At 68.4% G+C, this 24,279-nt stretch carries 22 protein-coding genes and 1 riboswitch; of the genes, 13 read left to right on the forward strand and 9 right to left on the reverse strand.

What is annotated here, in order from left to right:
• Nucleotides 1-127: 127 nt before the first annotated feature.
• Nucleotides 128-2,029 carry an asparagine synthase (glutamine-hydrolyzing) gene (asnB, locus tag ACUXVE_RS13850; protein WP_445514607.1) on the reverse strand — a complete coding sequence of 634 codons (1,902 nt, stop codon included), beginning with the start codon at nucleotides 2,027-2,029 and terminating at the stop codon, nucleotides 128-130.
• Nucleotides 2,030-2,374: 345 nt separating this feature from the next.
• Between asnB and ACUXVE_RS13855 the strand changes: the two genes are divergently transcribed.
• The gene (locus tag ACUXVE_RS13855; RefSeq protein WP_025878439.1) at nucleotides 2,375-3,064 is read left to right on the forward strand and encodes a winged helix-turn-helix domain-containing protein; all 690 of its coding nucleotides are present in this window, start codon (nucleotides 2,375-2,377) and stop codon (nucleotides 3,062-3,064) included.
• A complete protein-coding gene (locus tag ACUXVE_RS13860; protein WP_445514608.1) occupies nucleotides 3,061-4,404 on the forward strand; it encodes an ATP-binding protein in 1,344 nt (447 codons plus the stop codon). The genes ACUXVE_RS13855 and ACUXVE_RS13860 overlap by 4 nt, the downstream gene beginning before the upstream one ends.
• On the opposite strand, the gene ACUXVE_RS13865 is transcribed toward ACUXVE_RS13860, so the two are convergent.
• Together ACUXVE_RS13865 and ACUXVE_RS13870 are read right to left on the reverse strand one after the other, a co-directional pair.
• Entirely contained in the window at nucleotides 4,401-5,873 is a 1,473-nt protein-coding gene (locus ACUXVE_RS13865; protein WP_222390863.1) for a sensor histidine kinase, read from the reverse strand. The two genes, ACUXVE_RS13860 and ACUXVE_RS13865, sit on opposite strands and share 4 nt — an antisense overlap.
• The gene (locus tag ACUXVE_RS13870) at nucleotides 5,870-6,589 is read right to left on the reverse strand and encodes a response regulator transcription factor (RefSeq protein WP_032976390.1); all 720 of its coding nucleotides are present in this window, start codon (nucleotides 6,587-6,589) and stop codon (nucleotides 5,870-5,872) included. The genes ACUXVE_RS13865 and ACUXVE_RS13870 overlap by 4 nt, the downstream gene beginning before the upstream one ends.
• Before the next feature lie 144 nt (nucleotides 6,590-6,733).
• Between ACUXVE_RS13870 and msrB the strand changes: the two genes are divergently transcribed.
• The 4 genes from msrB to ACUXVE_RS13890 all read left to right on the forward strand — a co-directional run bounded on the left by msrB (nucleotide 6,734) and on the right by ACUXVE_RS13890 (nucleotide 11,439).
• Nucleotides 6,734-7,309: a peptide-methionine (R)-S-oxide reductase MsrB gene (gene msrB, locus ACUXVE_RS13875; protein WP_093821408.1), complete on the forward strand. Its 576-nt coding sequence runs from the start codon at nucleotides 6,734-6,736 to the stop codon at nucleotides 7,307-7,309.
• Nucleotides 7,310-7,311: 2 nt separating this feature from the next.
• The gene (locus ACUXVE_RS13880; protein WP_445514609.1) at nucleotides 7,312-9,075 is read left to right on the forward strand and encodes a cytochrome c biogenesis protein DipZ; all 1,764 of its coding nucleotides are present in this window, start codon (nucleotides 7,312-7,314) and stop codon (nucleotides 9,073-9,075) included.
• A 14-nt stretch (nucleotides 9,076-9,089) separates the two neighbouring features.
• Nucleotides 9,090-9,827 (forward strand): peptide-methionine (S)-S-oxide reductase MsrA, encoded by a 738-nt coding sequence (gene msrA / locus ACUXVE_RS13885; protein WP_093821404.1) that lies wholly within the window; start codon nucleotides 9,090-9,092, stop codon nucleotides 9,825-9,827.
• 169 nt (nucleotides 9,828-9,996) lie between these two features.
• The gene (locus tag ACUXVE_RS13890; protein WP_445514610.1) at nucleotides 9,997-11,439 is read left to right on the forward strand and encodes an aminotransferase-like domain-containing protein; all 1,443 of its coding nucleotides are present in this window, start codon (nucleotides 9,997-9,999) and stop codon (nucleotides 11,437-11,439) included.
• 82 nt (nucleotides 11,440-11,521) lie between these two features.
• Here ACUXVE_RS13890 and bioD read toward each other — a convergent pair whose 3' ends face one another.
• Nucleotides 11,522-12,208: a dethiobiotin synthase gene (gene bioD / locus ACUXVE_RS13895; RefSeq protein ID WP_222390872.1), complete on the reverse strand. Its 687-nt coding sequence runs from the start codon at nucleotides 12,206-12,208 to the stop codon at nucleotides 11,522-11,524.
• A gap of 67 nt (nucleotides 12,209-12,275) precedes the next feature.
• Between bioD and ACUXVE_RS13900 the strand changes: the two genes are divergently transcribed.
• Nucleotides 12,276-12,758: a GAF domain-containing protein gene (locus tag ACUXVE_RS13900; protein WP_025878430.1), complete on the forward strand. Its 483-nt coding sequence runs from the start codon at nucleotides 12,276-12,278 to the stop codon at nucleotides 12,756-12,758.
• Nucleotides 12,755-13,117, forward strand: coding sequence for a TfoX/Sxy family protein (locus ACUXVE_RS13905; RefSeq protein WP_222390874.1), 363 nt, complete (start codon nucleotides 12,755-12,757; stop codon nucleotides 13,115-13,117). The genes ACUXVE_RS13900 and ACUXVE_RS13905 overlap by 4 nt, the downstream gene beginning before the upstream one ends.
• A 142-nt stretch (nucleotides 13,118-13,259) precedes the next feature.
• On the opposite strand, the gene ACUXVE_RS13910 is transcribed toward ACUXVE_RS13905, so the two are convergent.
• A complete protein-coding gene (locus tag ACUXVE_RS13910) occupies nucleotides 13,260-13,838 on the reverse strand; it encodes a histidine phosphatase family protein (protein WP_445514611.1) in 579 nt (192 codons plus the stop codon).
• 176 nt (nucleotides 13,839-14,014) lie between these two features.
• Nucleotides 14,015-14,235, forward strand: a riboswitch (cobalamin riboswitch).
• A 117-nt stretch (nucleotides 14,236-14,352) separates the two neighbouring features.
• Between ACUXVE_RS13910 and btuB the strand changes: the two genes are divergently transcribed.
• Nucleotides 14,353-16,194, forward strand: a complete 1,842-nt coding sequence (gene btuB / locus ACUXVE_RS13915) for a TonB-dependent vitamin B12 receptor (protein ID WP_445514612.1) — start codon at nucleotides 14,353-14,355, stop codon at nucleotides 16,192-16,194.
• Nucleotides 16,195-16,272: 78 nt separating this feature from the next.
• On the opposite strand, the gene gph is transcribed toward btuB, so the two are convergent.
• Genes gph through ACUXVE_RS13930 form a run of 3 tightly spaced genes read right to left on the reverse strand, consistent with a single transcriptional unit; the run spans nucleotide 16,273 to nucleotide 18,709 of the window.
• Nucleotides 16,273-16,941, reverse strand: a complete 669-nt coding sequence (gene gph / locus ACUXVE_RS13920; RefSeq protein WP_093821394.1) for a phosphoglycolate phosphatase — start codon at nucleotides 16,939-16,941, stop codon at nucleotides 16,273-16,275.
• Nucleotides 16,942-16,991: 50 nt separating this feature from the next.
• A complete protein-coding gene (locus ACUXVE_RS13925) occupies nucleotides 16,992-17,783 on the reverse strand; it encodes a class I SAM-dependent methyltransferase (protein WP_445514613.1) in 792 nt (263 codons plus the stop codon).
• On the reverse strand, nucleotides 17,780-18,709 hold the full coding sequence (locus ACUXVE_RS13930) for a LysR family transcriptional regulator (protein WP_093821390.1): 930 nt from the start codon (nucleotides 18,707-18,709) through the stop codon (nucleotides 17,780-17,782). Before ACUXVE_RS13930 ends, ACUXVE_RS13925 begins: the two co-directional genes overlap by 4 nt.
• 106 nt (nucleotides 18,710-18,815) lie before the next feature.
• Here ACUXVE_RS13930 and ACUXVE_RS13935 point away from each other — a divergent pair, with 106 nt between their 5' ends.
• Nucleotides 18,816-19,454: an NAD(P)-dependent oxidoreductase gene (locus tag ACUXVE_RS13935; protein ID WP_033830261.1), complete on the forward strand. Its 639-nt coding sequence runs from the start codon at nucleotides 18,816-18,818 to the stop codon at nucleotides 19,452-19,454.
• A gap of 173 nt (nucleotides 19,455-19,627) precedes the next feature.
• Nucleotides 19,628-20,539 carry an MBL fold metallo-hydrolase gene (locus ACUXVE_RS13940; RefSeq protein WP_445514614.1) on the forward strand — a complete coding sequence of 304 codons (912 nt, stop codon included), beginning with the start codon at nucleotides 19,628-19,630 and terminating at the stop codon, nucleotides 20,537-20,539.
• 282 nt (nucleotides 20,540-20,821) lie between these two features.
• Here ACUXVE_RS13940 and dinB read toward each other — a convergent pair whose 3' ends face one another.
• Nucleotides 20,822-21,916 carry a DNA polymerase IV gene (gene dinB, locus ACUXVE_RS13945; RefSeq protein ID WP_117309435.1) on the reverse strand — a complete coding sequence of 365 codons (1,095 nt, stop codon included), beginning with the start codon at nucleotides 21,914-21,916 and terminating at the stop codon, nucleotides 20,822-20,824.
• Between the two features lie 191 nt (nucleotides 21,917-22,107).
• On the opposite strand from dinB, the gene fabA reads away from it, so the two are divergent.
• Both fabA and fabB read left to right on the forward strand, forming a co-directional pair.
• Nucleotides 22,108-22,623 carry a 3-hydroxyacyl-[acyl-carrier-protein] dehydratase FabA gene (gene fabA, locus ACUXVE_RS13950; RefSeq protein WP_025878420.1) on the forward strand — a complete coding sequence of 172 codons (516 nt, stop codon included), beginning with the start codon at nucleotides 22,108-22,110 and terminating at the stop codon, nucleotides 22,621-22,623.
• The gene (fabB, locus tag ACUXVE_RS13955) at nucleotides 22,623-23,831 is read left to right on the forward strand and encodes a beta-ketoacyl-ACP synthase I (protein WP_093821384.1); all 1,209 of its coding nucleotides are present in this window, start codon (nucleotides 22,623-22,625) and stop codon (nucleotides 23,829-23,831) included. The genes fabA and fabB overlap by 1 nt, the downstream gene beginning before the upstream one ends.
• Nucleotides 23,832-24,279: the final 448 nt, after the last annotated feature.

Consider the following 24,279-nt stretch of genomic DNA (forward strand, 5'->3'; position numbering starts at 1 on the left):
CGGAGGCCCTTGCGTGCGAAGTAAAGGGGGAGGTGACGGCCAACGGCCGGCGCCGGAGGACATTCGCACGCAAGGGCCTCCGCCCTGCGCCAGGAAGATTCGCCGCGCCCGTAAGGATCGCTCCCGGTTATCGCCCGCGATTGCCGTGCCAGTGCTGGTACCACGCCTGGAACATCAACACGTTCCACAGGTGCGTATGCCATTTGCGCTCGCCGCGCAGGAACGCCTGCCAGATCGCGCGCACGCGTACCGCATCGAAGCACCCCTGGTTGCGCAGCAGCTGCGGGTCGAGCAACGCTTCCGCCCAGTCGCGCAGCGGGCCGGCCAGCCAGCGTGCCATCGGTGGGCCGAAACCGCGCTTGGGGCGATAGACCAGCGGCGCGGGCAGGTAGCGCGCCAGCAGATGCTTGAGGATCCGCTTGTGCTCGCCGTCGTGGTACTTCAAGTGCTGCGGCAGGCGCCAGGCCAGGCGTATGACCTCCATGTCCAGCAACGGCGAGCGTGTCTCCACGCCGGCCGCCATGCCGGCACGGTCGACCTTGGCAAGGATCCCCTCGGCCAGGTCCATGCGGAAATCCAGCAGCTGGATGCGCGCTTCCGCCGGCAGTGCGGTGTCCTGCTGGTGGAAGATCGTCGCCGGTTCGCGCGCCCCCAGTACCACCTGGGTCGGCTGCCGCCAGCGGGTGACGCGCTGCAGGTAATGCCCCTCCACGTCGTTGGCGGCCACCTCGGCCACCAGTGCGCGCCAACCGCCAAGCCGACCACGCTCGACGTTCAAGCGGCTGCTGCCACGCCGCGCAAGATCACGTACCCAGTCCGGCAGGCCACCGCACAGGCGCGCATTGCGCAGCGCGCGGCCATAGCTGGGGTGGCCGAAGAACAGCTCATCGCCGCCGTCGCCGGTCAGCGCCACCGGCTTGCGCGCGCCGAGCAGCTCGCTGGCCAGCAGGGTGGGCAGCTGCGAGGCATCGGCGAACGGTTCGCACCAGACCTGCGGCAAGCGCTGCAGCAGATCCAGGCCCTGCCGGCTGTCCATCCTGTGCAGGTGGTGATGCACGCCCAGGTGGCGGGCCACCTGCGAGGCCCAGTCGCTCTCGTCGTGACCGGGGTCGTCGAAACCCACCGTCCATGCCTCCACCGGCAACGCCGACTGCGCCTGCATCATCGCCACCACCAGCGACGAATCGGTGCCACCGGACAGGAATGCACCGCAGGCCACGGGTGAATGCATGCGCGTGGCGATCGCCTGCTGCAGCACCACCTCCAACTGGTCGGTGGCCTGCTCCAGGCTGGGCGCCGGCTGCAACGGCTGCTGCAATGCTGATTGCATCGCATCGCGCGCGCACCAGTAGCGCTGGCCGCCCTGCGTGGCCTGCGTTGATCCGCCGGCGGCATGATCGTTGAGGTCCACGCGCAGCATCGCCCCGGCCACCAGCTTGTGGATGCCGCGATAGATGGTGTGCGGCGCCGGCACATAGTCATGGCGCAGCAGCAGGCTCAATGCATCCTGGTCGATGCTGGGAGCGAATCCGGCAAAGGCCTGCAGCGCCTTCAACTCCGAAGCGAACAGGAACTGGCCCTGGTACCAGCCGTAATACAACGGCCGTTCGCCGACCGGGTCGCGCGCCAGCCAGAGCTCATGTGCGTGGCGGTCCCAGACGCTGAACGCAAATGCCCCTTCGATGCGCGACAGCGCACGCTGCACGCCCCACTCGACGACGGCCTGCAGCAACAGGCGTGCATCGGTGCAGCTGCGTGGCAGGTCGCGCAGCTGCGACTGCAGGGCCGCGCGGTTGTAGATGCGGCCATCCAGGCACAGCACGTAGCGCCCGCAGCTGGAGCTGAGCGGCTGCAACGGCATGTCGGTCGGCGCACGGCAATGACCGAGGGCCAGCCCTGCGTCGGCATCGGTCCAGTACCCGATGCGACCGCGGCCGCGCTGCTGCAGCGCCCGCAGCATCGGCGCCAGCTGCTGCAGCAGCTGCTCATCGTCGGCAGGCGGCAGCCAGGCCCCGACCACGCCGCTCATCGCTGGCCTCCATGGCAAGGGCATTCAAGGAAAAGCGCGGGACAGGAGGCGGACGGCATGAGGGCGGCACGCGGATGGGGAGAACTGCCATGCTCGGCCCCGCCGAGCGCCACGTCAGTCGTAGCGCTGTCAGCGACCGTCACCGCAGGCGCGGCTTACGTAACGTTTTGTAACAACACGATGGCTACCGTGCGGCCAAGTCGTTGCCCGGCCTGAGGCTCGGCCTGCGCGCCAGCAACCCCGGCTGAATGGCGCCCGCTCCCTGGACCCGAGCGGCCCGGCAGCTGGGATAGCATCGCCGCGCTCGTGCCACGGCGGTACGGAAGCACCCCGGAGGCCTTGTAGATGCTGGATATCGTACTGGTTGAAGACGACGCTCGGCTGGGCACGATGGTCAGCGACTACCTGAAGCGCCACGGTTACCAGGTCGCCCACGAACGCTGCGGCCAGCGCGCGATCGCCCGGATCCTCAGCGAGAAGCCGGCGCTGGTCCTGCTCGACATCGGTCTGCCGGGTCAGGATGGTTTCGAAGTGTGTCGGCAGATCCGGCCCCACTATGACGGGATCATCTGCGTGCTGAGCGCCCGCACCGACAACATCGACCAGGTGCTGGGGCTGGAGCTGGGCGCCGACGATTACATCGGCAAGCCGATCGAACCACGGGTGCTGCTGGCCCGGCTGCGCGCCCACCTGCGCCGCCACCGCCGGGTCGAGCCACGCGATGGCGCCCTGCGTTTCGGTGAACTGAGCATCGACCCGTCCACCCGCAACGTGCACCTGCAGGGCCGCCTGCTGGAGCTGACCACCGCCGAGTTCGACCTGCTGTTCCTGCTGGCCGGCAACGCGGGCCAGATCCTCGACCGCGATGCGCTGCTGCGCGGCCTGCGCGGCATCGCCTTCGATGGCCTGGATCGGTCGATCGACGCACGCATCTCGCGCCTGCGGCGCAAGCTCGGCGACAACCCGGAGCAGCCCGAGCGGATCAAGACCGTGCGCGGCCGTGGTTACCTGTTCAGCCGATCGGCATGGGGATGAAGCATCCGTCGTCGGCCATGCGTGGCCATGCCTTCCACTTCCTGCGCTACGGCATCGGTTTCCTCACCGCCCATCTGCTGCTGATCGTGCTCGGGCTGTGGGCCTGGGATGCGCTGCTGGAAGACCGCACCGAGGCCAGCCTGCAGGCGGAAATGCGCGGCCCGCACGCCATGCTGCAACATCGCTTCGCCGAAACGCCGCCGGCGCAGTGGCCAGCCCTGGCACAACAGTTGGACAGCGATTTCGCCTATCCGCTGCAGCTGATGCCGCTGACCGAAGCTGCCGCGATACTGCCGGCGAAACAGCGCAAGGGCCTGCTCAACGGACACGTGCAGATCGAGCTGGACAGCATGCGCAGCCTGCAGCGCGTCGGCAACAGCAGCAGTGCGCTGATCCTGGGGCCGCTGGACCAGGCCCTGCCCGAAGAAGGCTGGCAGGACAGCGAAGCCTCCGGCGTGGCCATCATCCTGCTGATTCTGATGGTGGCGGTGGCATTGCCGATGTACGTGATGGTCTACCGGTTATGGCGCGATGTCTCGCAGCTGGCGCAGACCGCGCGACGGATGCGCGATGGCCAACTCGACAGCCGGGCGCCACGCGCCGGTACCGCGCTGGTGCGGCCATTGGCCAAGGCGTTCAACCACATGGCCGAACAGCTGCAGCTGCTGCTGGACAGCCAGCGCGTGCTGGCCCAAGCGGTGGCGCACGAAGTCCGCACACCGCTGGCACGCATGCGCTTCGGCCTGGCCGACCTGGAAGACACCGGACTGGACGACGCCCAGCGCGATGCGCTGTCCGGCCTGCGCATCGACATTGACCGGTTGCAGCACCTGACCGATGCGGGTGTCGAGTATGCCGCGCTCGGCCGCTGCCATCAGGTCACCCGCCAGCGCCTGCAACTGGCCGCGCTGGTACGCGGTGTGGTCGAGCAGTTCGCACCACTGACGATACCGGTGCAGCAGGACCTGTCACCGGCAGGGCTGGTCAACGTCAACCGGCACATGCTGGAACTGGCGCTGCGCAACCTGCTGGGCAACGCGCTGCGCTATGCGCGCCGGCAGATCCGCATCGTCAGCACGCTCAACGAGGGATGGCTGTGCCTGCAGGTGGAGGACGACGGTCCCGGTATCGCCGTCGAACTGCGCAGCCAGGTGCTGCAGCCCTACGTGCGGCTGGACCAGGCCAGCCCGGGTTTCGGGCTGGGCCTGGCGCTGGTGCAGGTGGTGGCGGACAAGCATCGCGGCCGCGTGGAAGTGGCCGATTCGGTGCTCGGCGGTGCCTGCATCCGGCTGCTGCTGCCGATGGAAAGCGGTGTCCCGCCACCGGCAGACAACGTCTAGTTCGCCTCGGCATCGGCACGCGGCAAGGCGAACACGAACAGCGCGCCCTGTCCGCTGTCGCGCAGTTCGATACGGCGGCCATGCAACTGCACGATGCGCTGCACGATCAGCAGGCCGAGCCCGCCGTTCTCGCCACGCCGCGCGCCCAGTGCCGCCGGCGCCTGGAACAGTTGCCCGCGCAGCGCCAGCGGCACCCCGGGGCCATCGTCCTGCACCGCCACCTGCACACTGTCGGGCAGCGCCGACAGCTGCACCTGCACACGGCCCCCGTCCGGCGCATGCCGCAGCGCGTTGTCGAGCAGATTGGTCAGCACGCGCTCCACAAGACCCAGGTCGGCGCGCACCAGCGGCAGGCCCGGCGGGAAATCAGCGTGCAGGCGCTGCCCACGTGCCTGCGCGGCCAGCTCGAACTTCTGCAGTACGTCCTGCAGCAGTTCCGGCAGCGCGAACACTTCCCACTCCAGCCGCACTTCACCGTGCTCCAGCCGCGCCAGTTCAAACAACGCCCGGGCCAGACGGCCGACCTTGGCGCTCTGCGCCAGCGCGATACCGAGATAGCGACGGCGCTCCTGCGGCGACAGCGTGGCTTCTTTCAGCGCCAGCGTTTCCAGGTAACCGTGCAGCGAGGACAACGGCGTGCGCAGGTCGTGCGAGATGTTGGCCACCAGTTCGCGGCGCTGCAGGTCCTGCTGGCGAAGCTGCTGCCACTGCTCGCCCAGCCGCTGTGCCATCTGCGAATGGGCATGTTCGAGGATCTTCAGTTCATCGCGCTCACCCGCGCGCAGCGGTACCGGCGCGGGCAGTGGCGTCGGTGCGTCGATGTCGAAGGCCTGTATGCGCCGGGTGACCTGGCGCAGGGGCCGGGTCACCCAGTAGAAGGCCACCAGGCCGGCAAGCAGGCCCAGCCCGCCGATCAGCAGCACCGACCAGAGCGTGGTGTGCCATTGGCTGCCGGCGGCCAGATCGTCGGCCAGCATCTGCCGGTGTTCGCCCACCAGTACCACGTACACGTAACCCGCCTGCCGCCCCTGCACCACCAGCGGCGCGACACTGAACACCTTGCGGCCATCGGCACTGCGGGGATCGTCACCGAGGATCGGCAGCGGCGCACCGGACAGCAGGCGCCGCAGCGGTGCCACGTCCACCCGGCTGCGCACCAGGTGGCCGCTGGGCGCATCGTGGCCGAGGATGCGACCCTGCTCATCCAGCAGGTACACCTCGACACTGGGGTTGACCGCCATCAGCTGGCCGAACAATGCGCGCACCGCTGCATCGCGCATGCCGCTGGTGTCCATCAGTTCGCTGCGCTGGGCGATGTGCTCGGCCAATCCAAGCGACAGGCGCTGCACCACTTCCTGCTCATGCCGGGTATTGGTGCGCATCTGCCACGCCAGCAGCGCCATGCAGCACGTCAGCATCAGTGCCGACATCACCAGCGCCAGTTTCTGCCACAGGTTCGGCTTGATCATGTGGCCGCCCCGGCCGGGTCGACCAGTTTGTAACCGCGCCCCCACACCGTCAGCAGGCGCCGCGGGTTGCCCGGGTCGGTCTCGATCTTGCTGCGCAGGCGGTTGATGTGCGTGTTGACCGTGTGCTCGTAACCGTCGTGCTGGTAGCCCCAGACCTGGTTGAGCAGTTCCATCCGCGCAAACACCTGGTCCGGGTGGCGGGCGAAGAACAGCAGCAGTTCGAACTCACGCGGGGTCAGTTCCAGTGCATTGCCATCGACGGCGGCAGTACGGGCGACCGGGTCCAGCCGCAGCCCCCCGAGTTCGATCGCCCCGGCATCGATGCGCGCGTTCTGTGCCATGGCTTCGGCGCGGCGCAGCAGCGCACGCACGCGCGCCACCAGTTCCGGCATCGAGAACGGCTTGGCCAGGTAGTCGTCCGCGCCCAGTTCCAGGCCGACGATGCGCTGGGTTTCGCTGCCACGTGCGCTGATGATGATGATCGGCACGTAGCGCGCCATCGCGCGTGCGCGCTGGCAGACCTGCAGGCCGTCCACGCCCGGCAGCATCACGTCCAGTACCAGTGCATCCCACGGACCTTCCTGTTCGATCAGGCGCAGGCCGGCATCGCCGCTGGCGGCGTGCGCGACTTCATAGCCCTCATCACCCAGGTGCATGCGCAGCAGGTCGGCGATGTGGGCATCGTCTTCAACGATCAGGACACGTTTGGCGGACATCGGCAGCTTCAGGCCAGTGGGGAGGCTGCCCGCATTGTGGCGCGGGAGCGGCGTGGATACCTCACGAAAAATTGAATCCTGCGTGAGGATTCGTTGACCGGCGGGGGCGCAGCATGGCCCCGTCGCCCCTTCCCGGAGTCCACCATGTCCCTCACCCGCCGCCATCTGCTGGGCCTGGGCGGTGCTGTCACCGCCGCCGGCCTGCTGGGCCTGGGCGCGTGCAGCCGCGCGGCCCCGGCCGCTGCCGAGGCACGGCCTGCGCGACAGTTCGAGGTGGTCCGCAGCGATGCCGAGTGGCGCCGGCTGCTGAGCCCGGCGCAGTACGCCGTGCTGCGCCAGCAGGCCACCGAGCGCCCCTGGAGCAGTCCGCTGAACAAGGAACATCGGCAGGGCACGTTCGCCTGTGCCGGCTGTGCGTTGCCGCTGTTCTCTTCGTCCACCAAGTTCGAAAGCCACACCGGCTGGCCCAGCTTCTGGGCGCCGCTGCACAACGCCATCGGCGAGGACCGTGACACCACCTTCGGCATGGTGCGGGTGGAAGCACATTGCCGCCGCTGTGGCGGCCACCTCGGCCACGTGTTCAACGACGGCCCGCGGCCGACCGGGCTGCGCTACTGCATGAACGGCGCCGCGATGGCGTTCATGCCCGGGACTGCGCAACAGGACGCCGCTGGCGGCTGGCGCGTGCCGGTCGGTTCTTCCCCTGCTTCTGGAGCCTGATGATGCTGCTGTTGCTGCTTGCCTATCTCGGCGGCGTGCTGACCCTGCTCAGCCCGTGCATCCTGCCGGTGCTGCCGTTCGTGTTCGCACGCGCTGATCGTCCTTTCCTGCGCAGCACCCTGCCGCTGCTGCTGGGCATGGCACTGACCTTCACCGTGGTCGCCAGCCTGGCGGCGGTCGGCAGCCAGTGGGTGGCGCAGGCCAACCAGGTCGGCCGCTGGGTGGCGTTGGTACTGATGGCGGTGTTCGCCATCGCGCTGCTGTGGCCGACCCTGGCCGACCACCTGCTGGCGCCGTTCCAGCGCATCGGCGCGCGCCTGAGCGCACGTGCCGACGCCGCGGATGCGGCCGGCCGTGGCGGCGCCGGGACCTCACTGCTGATCGGCATCGCCACTGGCCTGCTGTGGGCCCCCTGTGCCGGTCCGATCCTCGGCCTGGTGCTGACCGGTGCGGCCCTGAACGGCGCCAGTGCCGGCACCAGTTCGCTGTTGCTGGCCTACGCGCTGGGCGCCGTGACCGCACTGGCACTGGCGGTGTGGGTGGGCGGCCGTGTGTTCCGCGCACTGCAGGCCCGGCTCGGCCTGGGCAATGTGGTGCGCCGGGTGCTCGGCGTGGCCGCGCTGCTGGCAGTGGTGGCGATCGGCCTGGGCTGGGACACCGGCCTGCTGACCCGCCTGTCCGCGGTCAGTACCGCACGCATCGAACAGGGCCTGCTCGATGCCGTGCCCGATGCGCAGCCGGCAGCACCGCCGATGATGATGATGGCAGCCGGCCAGGCAGGCGCGCCGCTGCCGGTGGAAGGAACGCTGCCCACGCTGGACGGCGCCACCGGGTGGCTCAACAGCCCGCCGCTGAGCCGCGAGCAGCTGCATGGCAAGGTCGTGCTGATCGACTTCTGGACCTATTCCTGCATCAACTGCCTGCGTGCGATGCCGTTCGTGCACGAGTGGGCACAGCGCTACCGCGACCATGGCCTGGTGGTGATCGGCGTGCACACCCCGGAATTCGCGTTCGAGCGCGACCCGCGCAACGTGATGAAGGCCGTGCAGCAGCTGAAGGTCCAGTACCCGGTCGCGCTCGACAACCAGTATGCGATCTGGCGCGCGTTCAACAACCGCTACTGGCCGGCGCACTACTTCGTCGATGCGCAGGGCAACATCCGTGGCCACCAGTTCGGCGAGGGCAACTACGCGCACTCCGAACAGGTGATCCGCCGCCTGCTGGTGGAAGCCGGGCAGACCGACCTGCCACCACCTGCTGATCCGGCCGCGGCTGACCTGCAGGGCGTGGCCACGCAGGCCGACATGGGCAACCTGCGCTCGCCGGAAACCTACCTGGGCCACGCACGTGCCGAGCAGTTCGCCTCGCCGGGCGGGCAGCGCGCCGACGCAGCATTCGGCTACACGCTGCCGTCTACCCTGGCGCTGAACCAGTGGGGCCTGTCCGGACAGTGGCGGGTCAACGATGAGGCTGCACAACTGCAGCAGGCCGGCGGCCGCATTGCGTTCCAGTTCCACGCCCGCGACCTGCATCTGGTGCTGGCACCGGGCGAGGACGGCAAGCCGGTGCGCTTCCGCGTGCTGCTCGATGGCAAGCCACTGCCTGCGGCCGATGCCGGCGCCGACGTGGCCGCCGATGGCACCGGCACCGTCGACGAGCACCGCCTGTACCAGCTGATCCGCCAGCGCGGCACGATCGGTCCGCATCGTTTCGAGATCGAATTCCTCGACGCAGGCGTGCAGGCCTACGCCTTCACCTTCGGTTGAACCGGGAGCACACGATGAAACTCTCCTTTGAACAGGGCATTGCCGCCGGCGTCGCCGGCCTGGTCGCCACCGCGCTGGTCGCGGGTGTGCTGCTGGTGGACCACAGCGCGATCGCCGCCCCGGCCGAGCCCACCGCGCAGCGGCAGGCACTGCCTGCGCCCAGCGGCGATGCGGCCTTCCGCGATGACGCCAGCCACGCCAGCGTGGTCTTCGCCGGCGGTTGTTTCTGGGGCGTGCAGGGCGTGTTCCAGCACGTAAAAGGGGTGAGCAACGCGGTGTCCGGTTACATCGGAGGCAGTGCCGCCGACGCCCGCTATGAACGCGTCAGCAGTGGCCGCACCGGCCACGCCGAAGCGGTGAAGGTGGACTACGACCCGCGCCAGGTCAGCTATGGGCAGTTGATGCAGGTGTTCTTCTCGGTGGTGCACGACCCGACCCAGCTCAACCGCCAGGGGCCCGATCATGGCAGCCAGTACCGCTCGGCTATCTACGTCGAAGACGCGCGCCAGCAGGCGGCAAGCCGTGCGTACATCGGCCAGCTCGGCCAGGCGGGCAGCTACCGCGCGCCGATCGTGACCCAGGTGAGCAGCGGCCAGCGCTTCTACCCGGCCGAGAGTTACCACCAGAACTACATGAGCAACTACCCGCAGGCCGCGTACATCCGCTACTACGACGCGCCCAAGCTGACCGCGCTGGGCAAGCAGTTCCCGGCGTTGTACCGCCGCGATCCCGCGTTGGTGCCGATGCGCTGACACCCCATGGTGGTGCCGGCCGCTGGCCGCCACCACGGCATGAAAAAGACGCACGGCCACAGGGCCGTGCGCTTGGGAAGTATCGGCCCGGCTCCGATCAGGCCCGGCCGACAACGACATGCTAGGCTCGTCAGCATCATGGGTACAGAACCAGATGCGGGCCGGGTCGATGGATACAGAAGACACCACCACGATGATTCCTCCCCGCTACCAGCGGCTGTCGGACGAGCTGGCTGAAGCCATCCACGGCGGGCGCCTGCCGGTCGGCAGCCGGCTGCCGTCGCTGCGGCAGATGGCATCACAGCGCCAGCTCAGCCTGAACACCGTGATCGCGGCCTACCGTCAGCTGGAAGACGCCGGTCTGGTCATTCCGCGGCCCAAGGCCGGCTTCGAAGTCGCGCCGCGACTGTCGGTTCCGCAGCGCTCGCTGCGCGATGCGCCGTCCGCGCCCACCGCCCCGCTGCAGCAGGTGCTGATGGCGCGGGTGCTGGAAGCGCAGCGGCGCCCCGGCGTGATCGACCTCGCCTTTGCCGGCCCGCGCGGGCGCCAGTTCTACCCGGGTGCGCAGCTGGCCCGGCACACCGCGCAGGTACTTCGCCATGGCCAGCAGACCGTGGAGACCTACGCCCGTCCCAATGGTTCGCCACGCCTGCTGGCGCAGATCGTGCGGCGTGGCCCGCGGATGGGCCTGCATACCCACCCCGAACGCCTGCTGCTGACCCATGGTGCGATGGAAGCACTGCAACTGGCACTGCGCGCGGTCACCCGGCCCGGCGATGCGGTGGGAATCGAAGCGCCCTCGTACTTCAACCTGTATCCGCTGCTGACCACGCTGGGCCTGCAGCCGATCGAACTGCCCACCCATCCGCAGCGCGGCCTGGACGTGGATGCGCTGGAAGCACTGCTGCAGCACACCCCTCTTGCGGCGCTGGTGGTGATGCCGACCGTGCACAACCCGCTGGGCTGCACGATGCCGATCGCCGACAAGCAGCGCCTGGCCGAACTGGTCAACGCACGCCAGCTGCCGCTGATCGAAGACGCGGTGTATGCCGAACTGCAGTTCAGCGAGCCGCCGGCGCCGTTGCTGAAGGCGTTCGACCGCGACGGTTGGGTGATGGTGGTCGGTGGATTCTCGAAGACGCTGGCACCGGACTACCGCATCGGCTGGCTCGATGGCGGCCGCTTCGCCGAACGCATCGCGCTGCTCAAATTCCAGTCCACCGGCGGCGAACCGCAGCTGCTCGGTGATGCGGTGGCGGCCTACCTGGAAGCCGGCAGCTACGAGCACCACCTGCATCGCATGCGCCGGTTGTACCGCGAACAGGTCGGTCGCCTGCGGCAGCTGGTGGCCGAACATTTCCCGGCCGGCACCTGCGCCACCGAGCCGCAGGGAGGATTCCTGCTGTGGCTGGAGCTGCCTGGCGTAGACACCCGGGAGCTGTTCGAGCGCGCATTGGCAGAGGACATCGTGTTCATGCCGGGCCAGGTGTATTCGCGTGGCGCGCGCTACCGGCATTGCCTGCGGTTGTCGTGCTGCCAGACCCTGGACGCGCGCTTCATCGCTGCGGTGGAACGGTTGGGTGCGATCGCACGGGAGCTGGTGGCGCGCTGATTGATCGGTAGCGCCGGGCCATGCCCGGCGAGCGCACCGCGTGGCGGCCAGAAAATCCGCCGGGCATGGCCCGGCGCTACCATCACGCGCTGTGCAGATACGCGCTCAACGCTTCTCCATCGGCGCCCGGCAGATGCGGCAGCCGGCCCCAGCAGGGCATCGGCAGACGCTGCTGCAAGGTCGCGAAATTCTCATCCTGGCGCTGCATCGACGGATCGATGTGGTTGCCGATCCAGCCCAGGCACTCCACGCCACTGGCCTGCAGCGCGTGTGCGGTCAACCGCGCATGGTTGACGCAGCCCAGGCGCATGCCGACCACCAGCACCACCGGCAGCCGCAGCGCACGTACCAGGTCAAGCTGGTCCAGCTGCGCCGACAACGGCGCCAGCCAGCCGCCCACGCCTTCGACCACCACCACGTCGGCCTGTGCGCGCAGGCGTTCGAAGGCCGCCACGATCGGGGCCAGTTCGATGCGCACGCCATCTTCTGCGGCCGCCAGTTCGGGCGCCAACGGCTGGCGCAATGCGTAGGGGTTCAGATCGGCGTAGTCAGGCACCGGCAGGCTGGCGGCCTGCAATGCCAGCGCGTCGTCGTTGCGCAGCCCCTGCCCCGCGTCATGGCTGCCGCTGGCCACCGGCTTCATGCCCACCGCGCGCAGGCCGCGCCGGCGCAGCGCGTGCAGCAGCGCGGTACTGGCGGCGGTCTTGCCGATCTCGGTATCGGTACCGGTGACGAACAGGGCCGTCGGCAACGTGGCAGGCAGGGACATCACAGGCTCCAGCAGGGCAGCAGAGCCCCCATTATCGCTGGCCCGGCACGCTTGCTAGACTGCGGCCATGTTCGCCAACGCCTCGCTCACCGGCAGCAAGCCGGAACAATACGCCCAGCTGCTGGAACAGGCCCGTGGCCTGGTCTACGGCGAGTCCGACCGCATCGCCAATGCGGCCAACCTCGCTGCACTGGTCTACCACGCCCTGCCCGACCTGAACTGGGTGGGCTTCTACCTGTATGACGGCAAGGAACTGGTGGTCGGTCCGTTCCAGGGCCTGCCGGCCTGCGTACGCATTCCGCTGGACAAGGGCGTGTGCGGTGCGGCCGCCAGCCAGCGCGTCACCCAGCGGATCGAAGATGTGGACGCCTTCCCCGGCCATATCGCCTGCGACGCCGCATCGCGCTCGGAACTGGTGGTGCCGTTGCTCCGCGGTGGGGAGCTGATCGGTGTGTTCGATATCGACAGCCCGGTCGTCGGCCGCTTCGATGCCGAGGACCAGGCCGGCCTGGAAGCCATCGCCGAGGTGTTCGTCGGGGCGTTGGCGTGAGCGCGGTCAAGCTGCGCAACATCGGCCCGAAGAGTGCGGCATGGCTGCGGCAGGTGGGCCTGCGCAGCCGTGAGGACCTGGTTGCCACCGGTGCCGTCGGTGCCTTCGTCAAGGTCAAGCGTGCCGGCTTCAAGCCCAGCCTCAACCTGCTGTATTCGCTGGAAGGTGCGCTGCTGGACTGCCACTGGCAGGAATTGAGCGAACCGCAGCGTACGGCGCTGGTGCAGGACTACGAAGCACGAATCGCCGTGCATCCGCTGAAGGCGGCAGGTCCGGCCTCGGGCCCGGTGCATGAGCAGCGCTTCGACGCCGAGGATGATGGCGAAGAAAGCGCGGCCGAAAGCGCCGACGAGGATTGAGGCCTCCGCGTTGCTGGGAATGCCGGCCAGCGGCCGGCACCACCACCGTGATGCGCGATCGGTAGCGCCGGGCCATGCCCGGCGAGCGCGTAGCGCGGGTGATGTGGAATCCCCCGGGCATGGCCCGGCGCTACCGGATTCGTCAGGGTTGCTGCAGCTCCAGCAGCTCGCCCACCAGCCCCGCTTCACCGCGCTCGACCCACACGCGCAGGCGCGTGCCGTGGTCGATGCGCAGCGCCCAGCACAGCGACATCGGCAGGCCGCACACCAGCGACAGCACCATGCGCAGCGGGCCGCCGTGGCTGACCACGACCGTCGGTGGCGGGTCGTCGTCATCCAGCAGGCGATCCAGCGCGCGTGCGATGCGCCGTTCGAAGTGGCCCCAGCTTTCGCCATGCGGCGGCGGAAACGCGTGCGGATCGGCGTGGAACGCGGCCAACGCCTTTTCCGGCAGATCGAACAATGACTGGCCATCCCAGTCACCGAAATCCAGCTCTTCCCACTCCTCGTCGGCCTCAACATCCAGCGCGCGCGGTGTGGCCAGTGCCATCGCCGTATGCAGCGAGCGCAGGCGCGGCGAACTGATCACCCGTTCCCACGACTGCCCGGCATAGGCATCGACCAGCTCCTGCGGCAGGCGGGCCAGCTGCGGCGGATCGCTGCGGCCATCGAGGAACTCATCACGACCGTTGCCGGCATGGCGGACCAGGTCGAGGATCATGCGCGTGCCCAGTCAGGGCGGCGCGGGAACAGCGGAAAACAGACGGACATCGGCAACGGCACCACGATAATTCGAGCTGCATTCTAGGCGCTGGCGCAGGTCTGCTGCACCGTGCAGGTGCATCCGCGCCTCGCCAGTAGCGCAGGTTCACTGCTACGGGCCGGCCGCGATGCCGTAGACTGCGCGCACTTCCAGGTGACCTGCGGCCCTGCCGGCAGGTTGAAACGGGAAGCCGGTGACGCGTGACAACACGCCATGCCGGCGCTGCCCCCGCAACGGTAAGCACGTCAGTTCCAGGCAACCCGCCACTGTGCCGCAGGCATGGGAAGGCGCCTGGACGGTGGCCTCGGGCCACCCGGCGGCGAGCCCGGAGACCGGCCCGGAAGCCTCAGGTCGCGATGCGGTGGGCATGGCGCTGGTTGTCTGCGGCGATGGCTGCGGCATCGGCGCGTGCCTGCCTGTTGTGACTCCTCCCCTTCGCTGCGCGGGCGTGCGCGGCACCTGGAGTCCCCCGATGAAACTGCAGTCCCGAATGCTGTCCCTGGCCGTGCTGGCCGCGCTTCCTGCCTTGGCCCTGGCCGATGATGGTGCCGCCGACCTCGACCAGGTGCTGGTCACCGCCACCCGCACGCCGATCGCCCTGCAGGACAGCATTGCGCCTGCGCAGGTGATCGACCGCGCGCAGATCGAATCCAGCCAGGCCACCTCCCTGCAGGAACTGCTGCGGGGCCGCGCCGGCATCAACCTGACCAACGCCGGTGGCCTGGGCAAGCAGAGCTCGCTGTTCCTGCGTGGCACCAATTCCTCGCACACCGTGGTGCTGGTCGATGGCGTGCGCATCAACAGCGCCGACCTCGGCCTGGCGATGTACCAGGATCTGCCGCTGGCACAGATCGAGCGCGTGGAAATCGTGCGCGGCCCGCAGTCCAGCCTGTACGGTGCCGACGCCATCGGCGGCGTGATCCAGATCTTCACCCGCCGCAACCAGGGTGATTTCGCTCCGCACTTCCAGCTGGGCGGCGGCAGCAATGGCCTGCGTGAAGCCAGCGGTGGCATCGGTGGCGGCACCGAACGCGGCTGGTTCGGTGCCGACATCGCCTACCAGCATTCGGATGGCATCGATGCCTGCCGCGGTTCGGCCACGCTGTTTACCGGCTGCTTCGCCGATGAACCCGACCGCGATGGCTACCGCAACCTGTCCAAGAGCCTGCGCGGTGGTTACAACCTGAGCGACCAGTGGACCGTGGAAGGCAGCGCCCTGCGTGCCGACGGCAAGAACCACTACGACGGCTACTACAACTACTCCGAGACCCGCCAGCAGGTGCTGGCCGGCAAGGTGCGCTACACCCCGTCCGAACAGTTGACGCTGACCGCCAACGTCGGCCGCAGCGACAACGAGTCCGACAACTTCGGTGATTTCGGTGCACGCGGCAGCGCACAGACGCACCGCGACAGCGCTTCGCTGCAGGCCGACATCGGTGTTGCCGAAGGCCAGCTGCTCAGCACCGGCGTGGACTGGAGCGAGGACAACCTGGATGGCAGCAGCGCCGGTTACCTGGTCGACAGCCGTCGCAACACCGGCGTATTCCTGCAGTACCAGGCGCGCTTCGGCCGTCACCAGCTGCAGGCCAGCGCGCGCAATGATGACAACCAGCAGTTCGGCAACCATGCCACCGGCAGCCTCGGCTGGGCGATGGAGCTGGGCCACGGCCTGCGCGTCAACGCCAGCTACGGCACCGCGTTCAAGGCACCGACCTTCAGCGACCTGTACGACCCGTGGAGCGGCGTGCCGACGCTGGACCCGGAGAAGTCCAAGAGTGCCAACCTCGGCATCTCGCAGCAGGGCCAGGGCTGGCGCTGGGGCCTGGACGTGTACGAAACCCGCATCGATGACCTGATCACCTACGACGCGGCCACCTTCCGCATGCAGCAGGTCGAAAAGGCACGCATCCGCGGTGCGGAACTGACCGGCGGCGCCACCGTGGCCGGCTTCGACATCAACGCGCAGCTGAGTTTCACCGACCCGCGCAACCGCACCAACGGCAGCGCGCAGTTCGACAACTGGCTGGCACGCCGTGCGCAGCAGACCGCGCGCCTGGACATCGATCGCCGCTTCGGCGACTTCCGCACCGGCCTGACCGTACAGGGCGCGGGCAAGCGCTACGACGATGCCGCCAACGCGGTGAAGGTCGGCGGCTACGGCACGCTGGACCTGCGCGCCGAATACGCGCTGACCCCGGCATGGTCGGTGCTGGCGCGGGTGGCCAATGTGTTCGACCGCGAGTACGAAACCGTGGCGTGGTTCAACCAGCCAGGCCGCGAGTATCAGCTGAGCGTGCGTTACCAGCCCAGGTAAGCGGTAGCGCCGGGCCATGCCCGGCGTCGGGGCGCCAGATCGAAGGGCCGCCGGGCATGGCCCGGCGCTACCGGCAGGTCAGATCGCCGATACCGCAGCCAATCCCGGCAGTTCACGCAGGTCGTCGATTACCGCGACGGCCTGCGCGTTGTCCAGGTCCAGTCCTCGCGGATAGCCGTAGCGCACCAGCGCGATCGGCATGCCGGCGTCCTCGGCAGCACGATAGTCGGTGAGCGAATCGCCAACCATCAGGCACGCATCGACGGGCAATTCGAAGTGCGCGGCGATATGCCGCAACGGCTCACCACTGGGCTTGCGCTGAGGCAGCGAATCACCACCCAGCACCAGCGCAAAGGCATCGGCGATGCCCAGGTGCTGCAGCAACGGCGGCACCAGCGCGGCCGGCTTGTTGGTGCAGATGGCCAGCGGCACGTTCAACGCGCGCAACTGTGCCAGCGCGTCCACTACGCCAGCGAACAGCTGCGGGCTGCGCAGCAGGCATTGGCGGTAATGGACCATGAAGGTCGGCATCACCGCTGCCAGATCGATCTGACGCCCGGCGGCCTGCACGGCCTGTTCGACCAGCCGGCGCACGCCGTCGCCGATCCAGCCCAGCACGGTGGCTTCGGGTACGCGCGCCAGGCCGATGTCTTCCAGCGTGCGGTTCAGTGCTTCGGCGATATCGGCGGCGCTGTCGACCAGCGTGCCATCGAGGTCGAACACGACCAGCGGATAGGGATACGACAAGGGACGGCTCACTCGTGCAACGTGGGGCCGTCCATTGTACGCCCGCGTCTTCAGCCGATCCGGCGTGCGCGGGTGGCCAGGAAGGTCGGCAGGTAACGGTCGATCAGGAAGCGCGGCTGCGGCTGCCAGTCTTCCATGAAGCGGTCGATGACGAACCCGGCATCCAGCTGCCCGGCGATCAGATCCCCCAGGCTGTGGCCGAATGTCAGCGCTTCGCCACGGGCCAGCTTGGCCTCGCGCGCGGCGGGCTCCAGGTCTTCCAGGTCGGAATAGGGAATCGCGTACTGCGGGCGGATCAGGCCCTGCTCGCTCAGCTGTGCATCACGCGCGGCAACGAACACCACCGGATTGTAGAAGCTGGCCATCAGCAGGCCATCGCGTGCCAGCACCCGGCGGCACTCGGCCCACACCGGACGCACGTCGGGCACGTACAGGTTCGAGATGGGATGGAACACCACATCGAAGCTGTCGTTGGCAAAGGCCTGCAGATCACGCATGTCACCCTGCACGGTGCGCAGCGACAGACCATCGCGGTCGGCGACGGCGCGGTCCTGCGCCAGCTGCCCGTCGGAAAGGTCGAACACGGTCACCTCAGCGCCTGCTGCGGCAAGCACGGGTGCCTGTTGGCCACCGGCCGAGGCCAGGCACAGGATGCGCCTGCCACGCACATCGCCCAGCCAATCCAGCGGCAACGCACGCGGCGTCAGGTGTACCTGCCAGCGTCCCTCGCGTGCGGCGGCAATCGTTCCGGCATCCACCGGTCGCGACCACTCGCGCACCTCGCTGGCCTGGCGGTCCCAGGCAGCACGGTTGTGGTCGATCAACGCCTGTCCATGGTTCATGGGTTCTCCTTGCGCGAAGGGCGCCAGTCCAGATCCTGGAAGGCCGGGCTGGCGAAGCACTCGGCGAGGAAATCCAGGAATCGCCGCATGATAACGGGCTGTTGCCGGCGCGAGGCGTACACGGCATGAATGCCCAGCTCGTCCAGGCTGTACTCGGGCAGCAGTTCGATCAGCTCACCACTGCGCAGCAACGGCGCGACCTGGTAGGTCGGCAACATGGCGATGCCGGCATTGGCGCGCACCGCCTCCAGCAACAGCGATGCTTCATTGGCACTGATGTTGCCGCCCACCGCCACCGACAACGAGCGTCCTTCGCGATGCAGCTGCCACAGGCTTCTGCCGACGTAGTGATGGGTCAGGCAGTTGTGCGCGGCGAGATGTTCGGGCGCGGTCGGCGTGCCACGCGCCTGCAGGTAGGCCGGCGTCGCGCACAGCACCGAACGGCAGATCGCCAAACGACGTGCGATCAGGCTGGGGTCGATCTGCCGCGCGATGCGCACAGCCAGGTCGACGCGCTCCTCCACCAGGTTGACCATGCGGTCGACCAGCAGCAGTTCGATGCGGGCGGCCGGATGGCGCTGCACGAAGGCGGCCACCGCACGCGCCAGATGGCTCTGCCCGAACGACACGCTGGCGGTGATGCGCAGCGTGCCGTGTGGCTCGGGATCGTCGCTGGCCAGCTCTCCCTGCAGCTCCTCGCCGATCGCCAGCATCTGCCGGAACCGCGCCAGCGCGGCTTCACCGGCCCCGGTCAGGCTGACCCGCCGCGTGGTCCGGTGCAGCAGCCGCGCGCCCAGCCAGCCCTCCACCTCGGCCAGGTAGCGGCTGACCATGGCCCGCGACATGTCCAGCACCTCGGCGGCGGCGGTCAGGCTGCCGCGCTCGGCAACTTCGACGAACACGGTCATGGCGGTCAATCGGTCCATCTGCTCTATCCATGCAACAAACAAGCGCGTTATACGCTGTTTTTCGAGCGACTGCAGCGGCCTACAGTGGCCCCATTCCCAGCCACCACCCCCACGGAGTCCTGCCATGAAGATCGCCCTCGTCGGTGCCACCGGCAACATCGGCCGCCAGATTGCCCGCCACGCGCTGGCCAACGGCCATCAACTGACCGTCATCGTGCGCAGCGCGCAGGACCTGCCGGCCGAGCTGGCCGGCGCCCATCCGGTCATCGCCTCGCTGGATGACCAGGACGCCCTGGTCGCCGCCATCACCGGCCACGATGTGCTGGCCAGCGCCTACGGCCCGCGCCCGGGCGACGACATCGGTCGCGTCGGCGAGGTTGCCGCACAACTGGCCAACGCCGCCCGCAAGGCCAACGTGCCGCGCCTGGTCGTGGTCGGCGGCGCCGGCAGCCTGGAAGTCGCCCCCGGCGTGCAGCTGGTCGACACCCCCACCTTCCCGGAGGCCTACAAGCCCTACGCGCTTGCCCACCGTGAAGCGTTCAACCGCCTGCAGGCGGTGGACGACCTGGACTGGACCTTCTTCTCGCCGGCCGCCGAAATCGGCCCGGGTGAAGAGCGTGGGCAGTACCGCGTGCAGCCCAAGGCCTTCCTCGCCGATGCCAGCGGCCACAGCCGCATCAGCTACGCCGACTACGGCGCCGCGTTCGTCGCCGAACTGGAAGCGCACAAGCACCCCAGGCAGATCATCACGGCGGCGTACTGATCGCGCACTCGCCGGCCTGACCGCCCGCCGGGCGTGGCCCGGCGCTACCCACCTGTAAAGCCGAAGGCAACGGCAGGAGCCGTTGCCAACGTCGCTAGCGACGGCCCGTAGGGGGCCGGGCAAGGACGCCCGGCATAGCCCACGCTCGGCTCGACACCCCAAGGACACCTCCCATGCGTACTGCTGCTCTGCTGCTTCCTCTCGCGCTGGCTGCCAGCTTCAGCAGCGCCCCGCTGCTGGCCGCACCTGCCGCGCCTGCACCCGCCAGCGCTGCCACATCCCAGCTGCGCCTGCACACCTTCCATCCTGGACCGCAGGCAATGTTCCCGGTGTCCTCGGTGCTGATCGAAGGGCGCAACGACGCGATCCTGGTCAACGCGCAGTTTGCTGCCGGCGATGCACGCCGGCTGGTCGAGCAGATCCGTGCCAGCGGCAAGCGGCTGACCACCATCTACATCAGCCATGGCGATCCGGACTACTACTTCGGGCTGGCCACCATGCAGGATGCGTTCCCGCAGGCGCGCATCGTCGCCACCGCGCAGACGGTGGCGCACATCCGTGAATCCCAGGCCGGCAAGCTGGCGTACTGGGGGCCGAAGATGGGCGCCGACGCTCCCGCACGCATCGTGGTGCCCTCGGTGCTGGAAGGCGATGCACTGCAGCTGGAAGGGCAGCGCCTGCCGTTGATCGGCCTGGATGGCCCGACGCCGGACCGCAGCGTGCTGTGGGTGCCGCCGCTGCGCGCGATCGTCGGTGGCATTCCGGTGGTGGCCGGCGAGCACGTGTGGATGGCCGATACGCAGACGCCGCAGTCGCATGCCGATTGGCTGCGCACGCTGCAGCAGCTGCAAGCGCTGAAGCCGAAAGTGGTGGTGCCCGGTCATTACGCGGAGGGTGCGCCACTGGATGCCAGTGCATTGCGCTTCACTGCGGATTACATCCGTGCCTTCGATGTTGAAACCGCCAAGGCCAAGGACAGCGCTGCGTTGGTGAAGGCGATGCGGGCGCGCTATCCGCAGCTGGCGGGTGTGGCGTCGCTGGAGTTGAGTGCGAAGGTGGCCAAGGGCGAGATGCAGTGGCCGTAAGGTAGGGGGGTTCTTTTGCAGGGCTGCGCCCTTCACCCGCAGAGGCAACTGCAACAGCAGAAGCAACAGCAGAGGCTGGTTTTCTGAGGGTTAGCGGGGTGGGTCCGGTTGCGGGGGACGCCGTGAATACGTCCATGTAGGCTCGGTCGCGCCATCCATGGCGCTCACGCCCCCGCAACCGGACCCACCCCGCCTTCGACAGGTTCCCGCTGCTGTTGGTGGGTGCTGACCGTTGGTCGGCACGCGGCTGTTGGTAGGTGTCGACCTTGGTCGACACATGTATCAGGTCCGTGGGGAATCGTTCGTTGCGTGCTCGAACAGTTCGCCCTGCACCACGGCTTCCTTTTCGCGGAAACCGCCAAGGCCGACGCCGACCAGGCGATAGCGGGTGTCGGCGGGCAGGTCGACGCGGGCGCGCAGGGCCAGTGCGATGTCGCGCAGTTCTTCCATCGACTCGGGCGGGCGTTCGGGGGTGAAGCTGCGGGTTAGGATGCGGAACTGCGCGGTCTTCAGTTTCAGCACCACGGTGTGGCCGATGCGTTCGGTCTTGCGCGTGGCCTGCCAGGTCTTCCCGGCCAGCTGCACGATCGCTTCGCCCAGGTCTTCCAGCAGCAGGTCCTCGGCGAAGGTGTCCTCCGAAGAGATCGACTGCACCTGCTGGTCCGGTTCCACCGGCCGCTCGTCGACACCGCGCGCGCGGTTGTACAGGCTGCGGCCGAAGCTGCCGAAGGCGTCTTCCAGGTCCGGCAGCGTCCATTGCCGCAGGTCGCCGCAGGTGACGATGCCGCGCGCCGCCAGCTTGCCTTCCATCACCTTGCCCACGCCAGGCACGCGGTTCACCGGCAGCGGCAGCAGGAATGCGTCCACCCGCTGCGGCGGAATCACGAACTGGCCGTCGGGCTTGCGCCAGTCCGAGGCGATCTTGGCCAGGAACTTGTTCGGCGCGATCCCGGCTGAAGCGGTCAGGTTGGTTTCCTCGCGGATCTGCGCGCGGATGGTGCGGGCGATGTCGGTGGCCAGTTCGATGCCACTCTTCGGCTCGGTCACGTCCAGGTAGGCCTCGTCCAGGGACAACGGCTCGACCAGGTCGGTATGGCGCAGGAAGATCTCGCGCACGTGGCGCGACACCGCCTTGTAACGCGCGAAGTCCGGCGGCACGAAGACCGCGTCCGGGCACAGGCGCTCGGCGCGCAGTGCCGGCATCGCCGAACGCACGCCGAACACGCGCGCCTCGTACGAAGCGGCACACACCACTGAACGCGCACCGCGCCATGCCACCACCACCGGCTTGCCGCGCAGTGACGGATCGTCACGCTGCTCCACCGACGCGTAGAAGGCGTCCATGTCGACGTGGATGATCTTGCGCAGTGCGTTCATGGTTGGCCCACATGATACCCGCACCGTACCGGTCCAGACGCCGAAGTATGGTCGTTGTGCATCAACGGGATGCGTGGTTTCAGCTGAAAACACTACGCACGCGTACGGAGACGCGGTTTGATATCCGCCTGATCCGTCGTGCATCCTCGGGAATTCGTTGCCTTGTTTTCGCTTCCAGGATTGCGCTTTCCATGACTCGTCTCCACGCGTTCAACCGCGACCAGCTGCTGGCCAGCGCACGCGGTGAACTGTTCGGCGCTGCCGCCGGCCGGTTGCCCAACGACCCGATGCTGATGTTCGACCGCATCACCGAAATCCGCGAGGACGGCGGACCGCATGGCAAGGGCATGGTACGCGCCGAACTGGATATCCGCCCGGACCTGTGGTTCTTCGGCTGCCACTTCATCGGCGACCCGGTGATGCCCGGCTGCCTGGGCCTGGATGCCATGTGGCAGTTGACCGGCTTCTTCCTGACCTGGCTGGGTGCCCCCGGCAAGGGCCGCGCCCTGGGCTGCGGCGAAGTGAAGTTCACCGGCCAGGTGCTGCCCGACGCCAAACTGGTGCGCTACGAGATCGACATCAGCCGCGTCATCAACCGCAAGCTGGTGATGGCCCAGTCCGACGCGCGCATGTACGTGGACGACCGCGAGATCTACAACGCCCGCGACCTGCGCGTGGGCCTGTTCACCGAAACCGGGAGCTTCTGATGCGTCGCGTCGTCATCACCGGCATGGGCATCACGTCCTGCCTCGGCAATGATCTGGATACCGTTTCGGCTGCCCTGCGTGAAAGCCGCGCCGGCATCACTGCGCTGGCCGACCACGCCGAAGCCGGCCTGCGCAGCCAGGTCGGCGGTCGCGTCGACCTCGACCTGGATGCGCTGATCGACCGCAAGCAGAAGCGCTTCATGAGCGATGCCGCGGCCTTCGCCTACCTGGCGATGGCCGATGCCATCACCGATGCGGGCCTGACCCCGGAACAGGTCAGTGGCCTGCGCACCGGCCTGATCGCCGGTTCCGGCGGTGGCTCCAGCGAATGGCAGGTCGGTGCGGTGGATCTGCTGCGCAACCGTGGCGTGCGCAAGGTGGGCCCGTACATGGTGCCGCGCACGATGTGCTCGACCGTGTCGGCCTGCCTGGCTACCGCATTCCAGATCAAGGGCGTGAGCTACTCGCTGTCGGCCGCCTGCGCGACTTCGGCGCACTGCATTGGTGCGGCTGCCGACCTCATCCGCCACGGCGCGCAGGACATCATGTTCGCCGGCGGCGGTGAAGACCTGCACTGGTCGATGAGCGTGATGTTCGATGCGATGGGCGCACTGTCCACCAGCTTCAACGACACCCCCGCCAGCGCCTCGCGCCCGTATGACAAGGACCGCGATGGCTTCGTCATCGCCGGTGGCGGCGGCATGCTGGTGCTGGAGGACTACGACCACGCGGTGGCACGTGGCGCGCACATCCATGCCGAGCTGATCGGCTATGGCGTGACCTCCGATGGCGCCGACATGGTCGCGCCGTCCGGCGAAGGCGCCGTGCGCTGCATGAAGATGGCGCTGCAGAACGTGGACCGTCCGCTGGATTACCTCAACACCCACGGCACCTCGACCCCGCTGGGCGATGTGACCGAGCTGGGTGCGATCCGCGAGGTGTTCGGCGATGCGATTCCGCCGCTGTCCTCGACCAAGGCGCTGTCGGGCCATTCGCTGGGCGCCGCCAGCGTGCATGAAGCGATCTACTGCCTGCTGATGATGCGCGATGGCTTCGTGGCCGGCTCGGCCAACATCGGCGAGCTGGACCCGAGGGTGGAAGGCTTCCCGATCCTGCGCGAAAGCCGCGAGCAGAAGCTGGACACGGTGATGTCCAACAGCTTCGGCTTCGGTGGAACCAACGCGGCGCTGGTATTCGGCAGGGTGTGATCTGAAAGCGTGCCAACCAAGGTTGGCACCTGCCAGGGCGGTAGCGCCGGGCCATGCCCGGCGAAAGCGGTGAAGCGTGCCGACCAACGGTCGGCACCCACCAGGTTCAAGGTGGCACCCACCAGAGCGGTAGCGCCGGGCCATGCCCGGCGAGAGCGGTGAAGCGTGCCGACCAACGGTCGGCACCCACCAGGTTCAAGGTTGGCACCTGCCAGGGCGGTAGCGCCGGGCCATGCCCGGCGAGAGCGGTGAAGCGTGCCGACCAACGGTCGGCACCCACCAGGTTCAAGGTGGCACCTGCCAGGGCGGTAGCGCGGGGCCATGCCCGGCGAGAGCGGTGAAGCCTGCCGACCAACGGTCGGCACCCACCGGGTTCAAGGTTGGCACCTGCCAGGGCGGTAGCGCCGGGCCATGCCCGGCGAGAGCGGTGAAGCGTGCCGACCAACGG

This window comes from Stenotrophomonas sp. 3(2025), assembly GCF_052665395.1.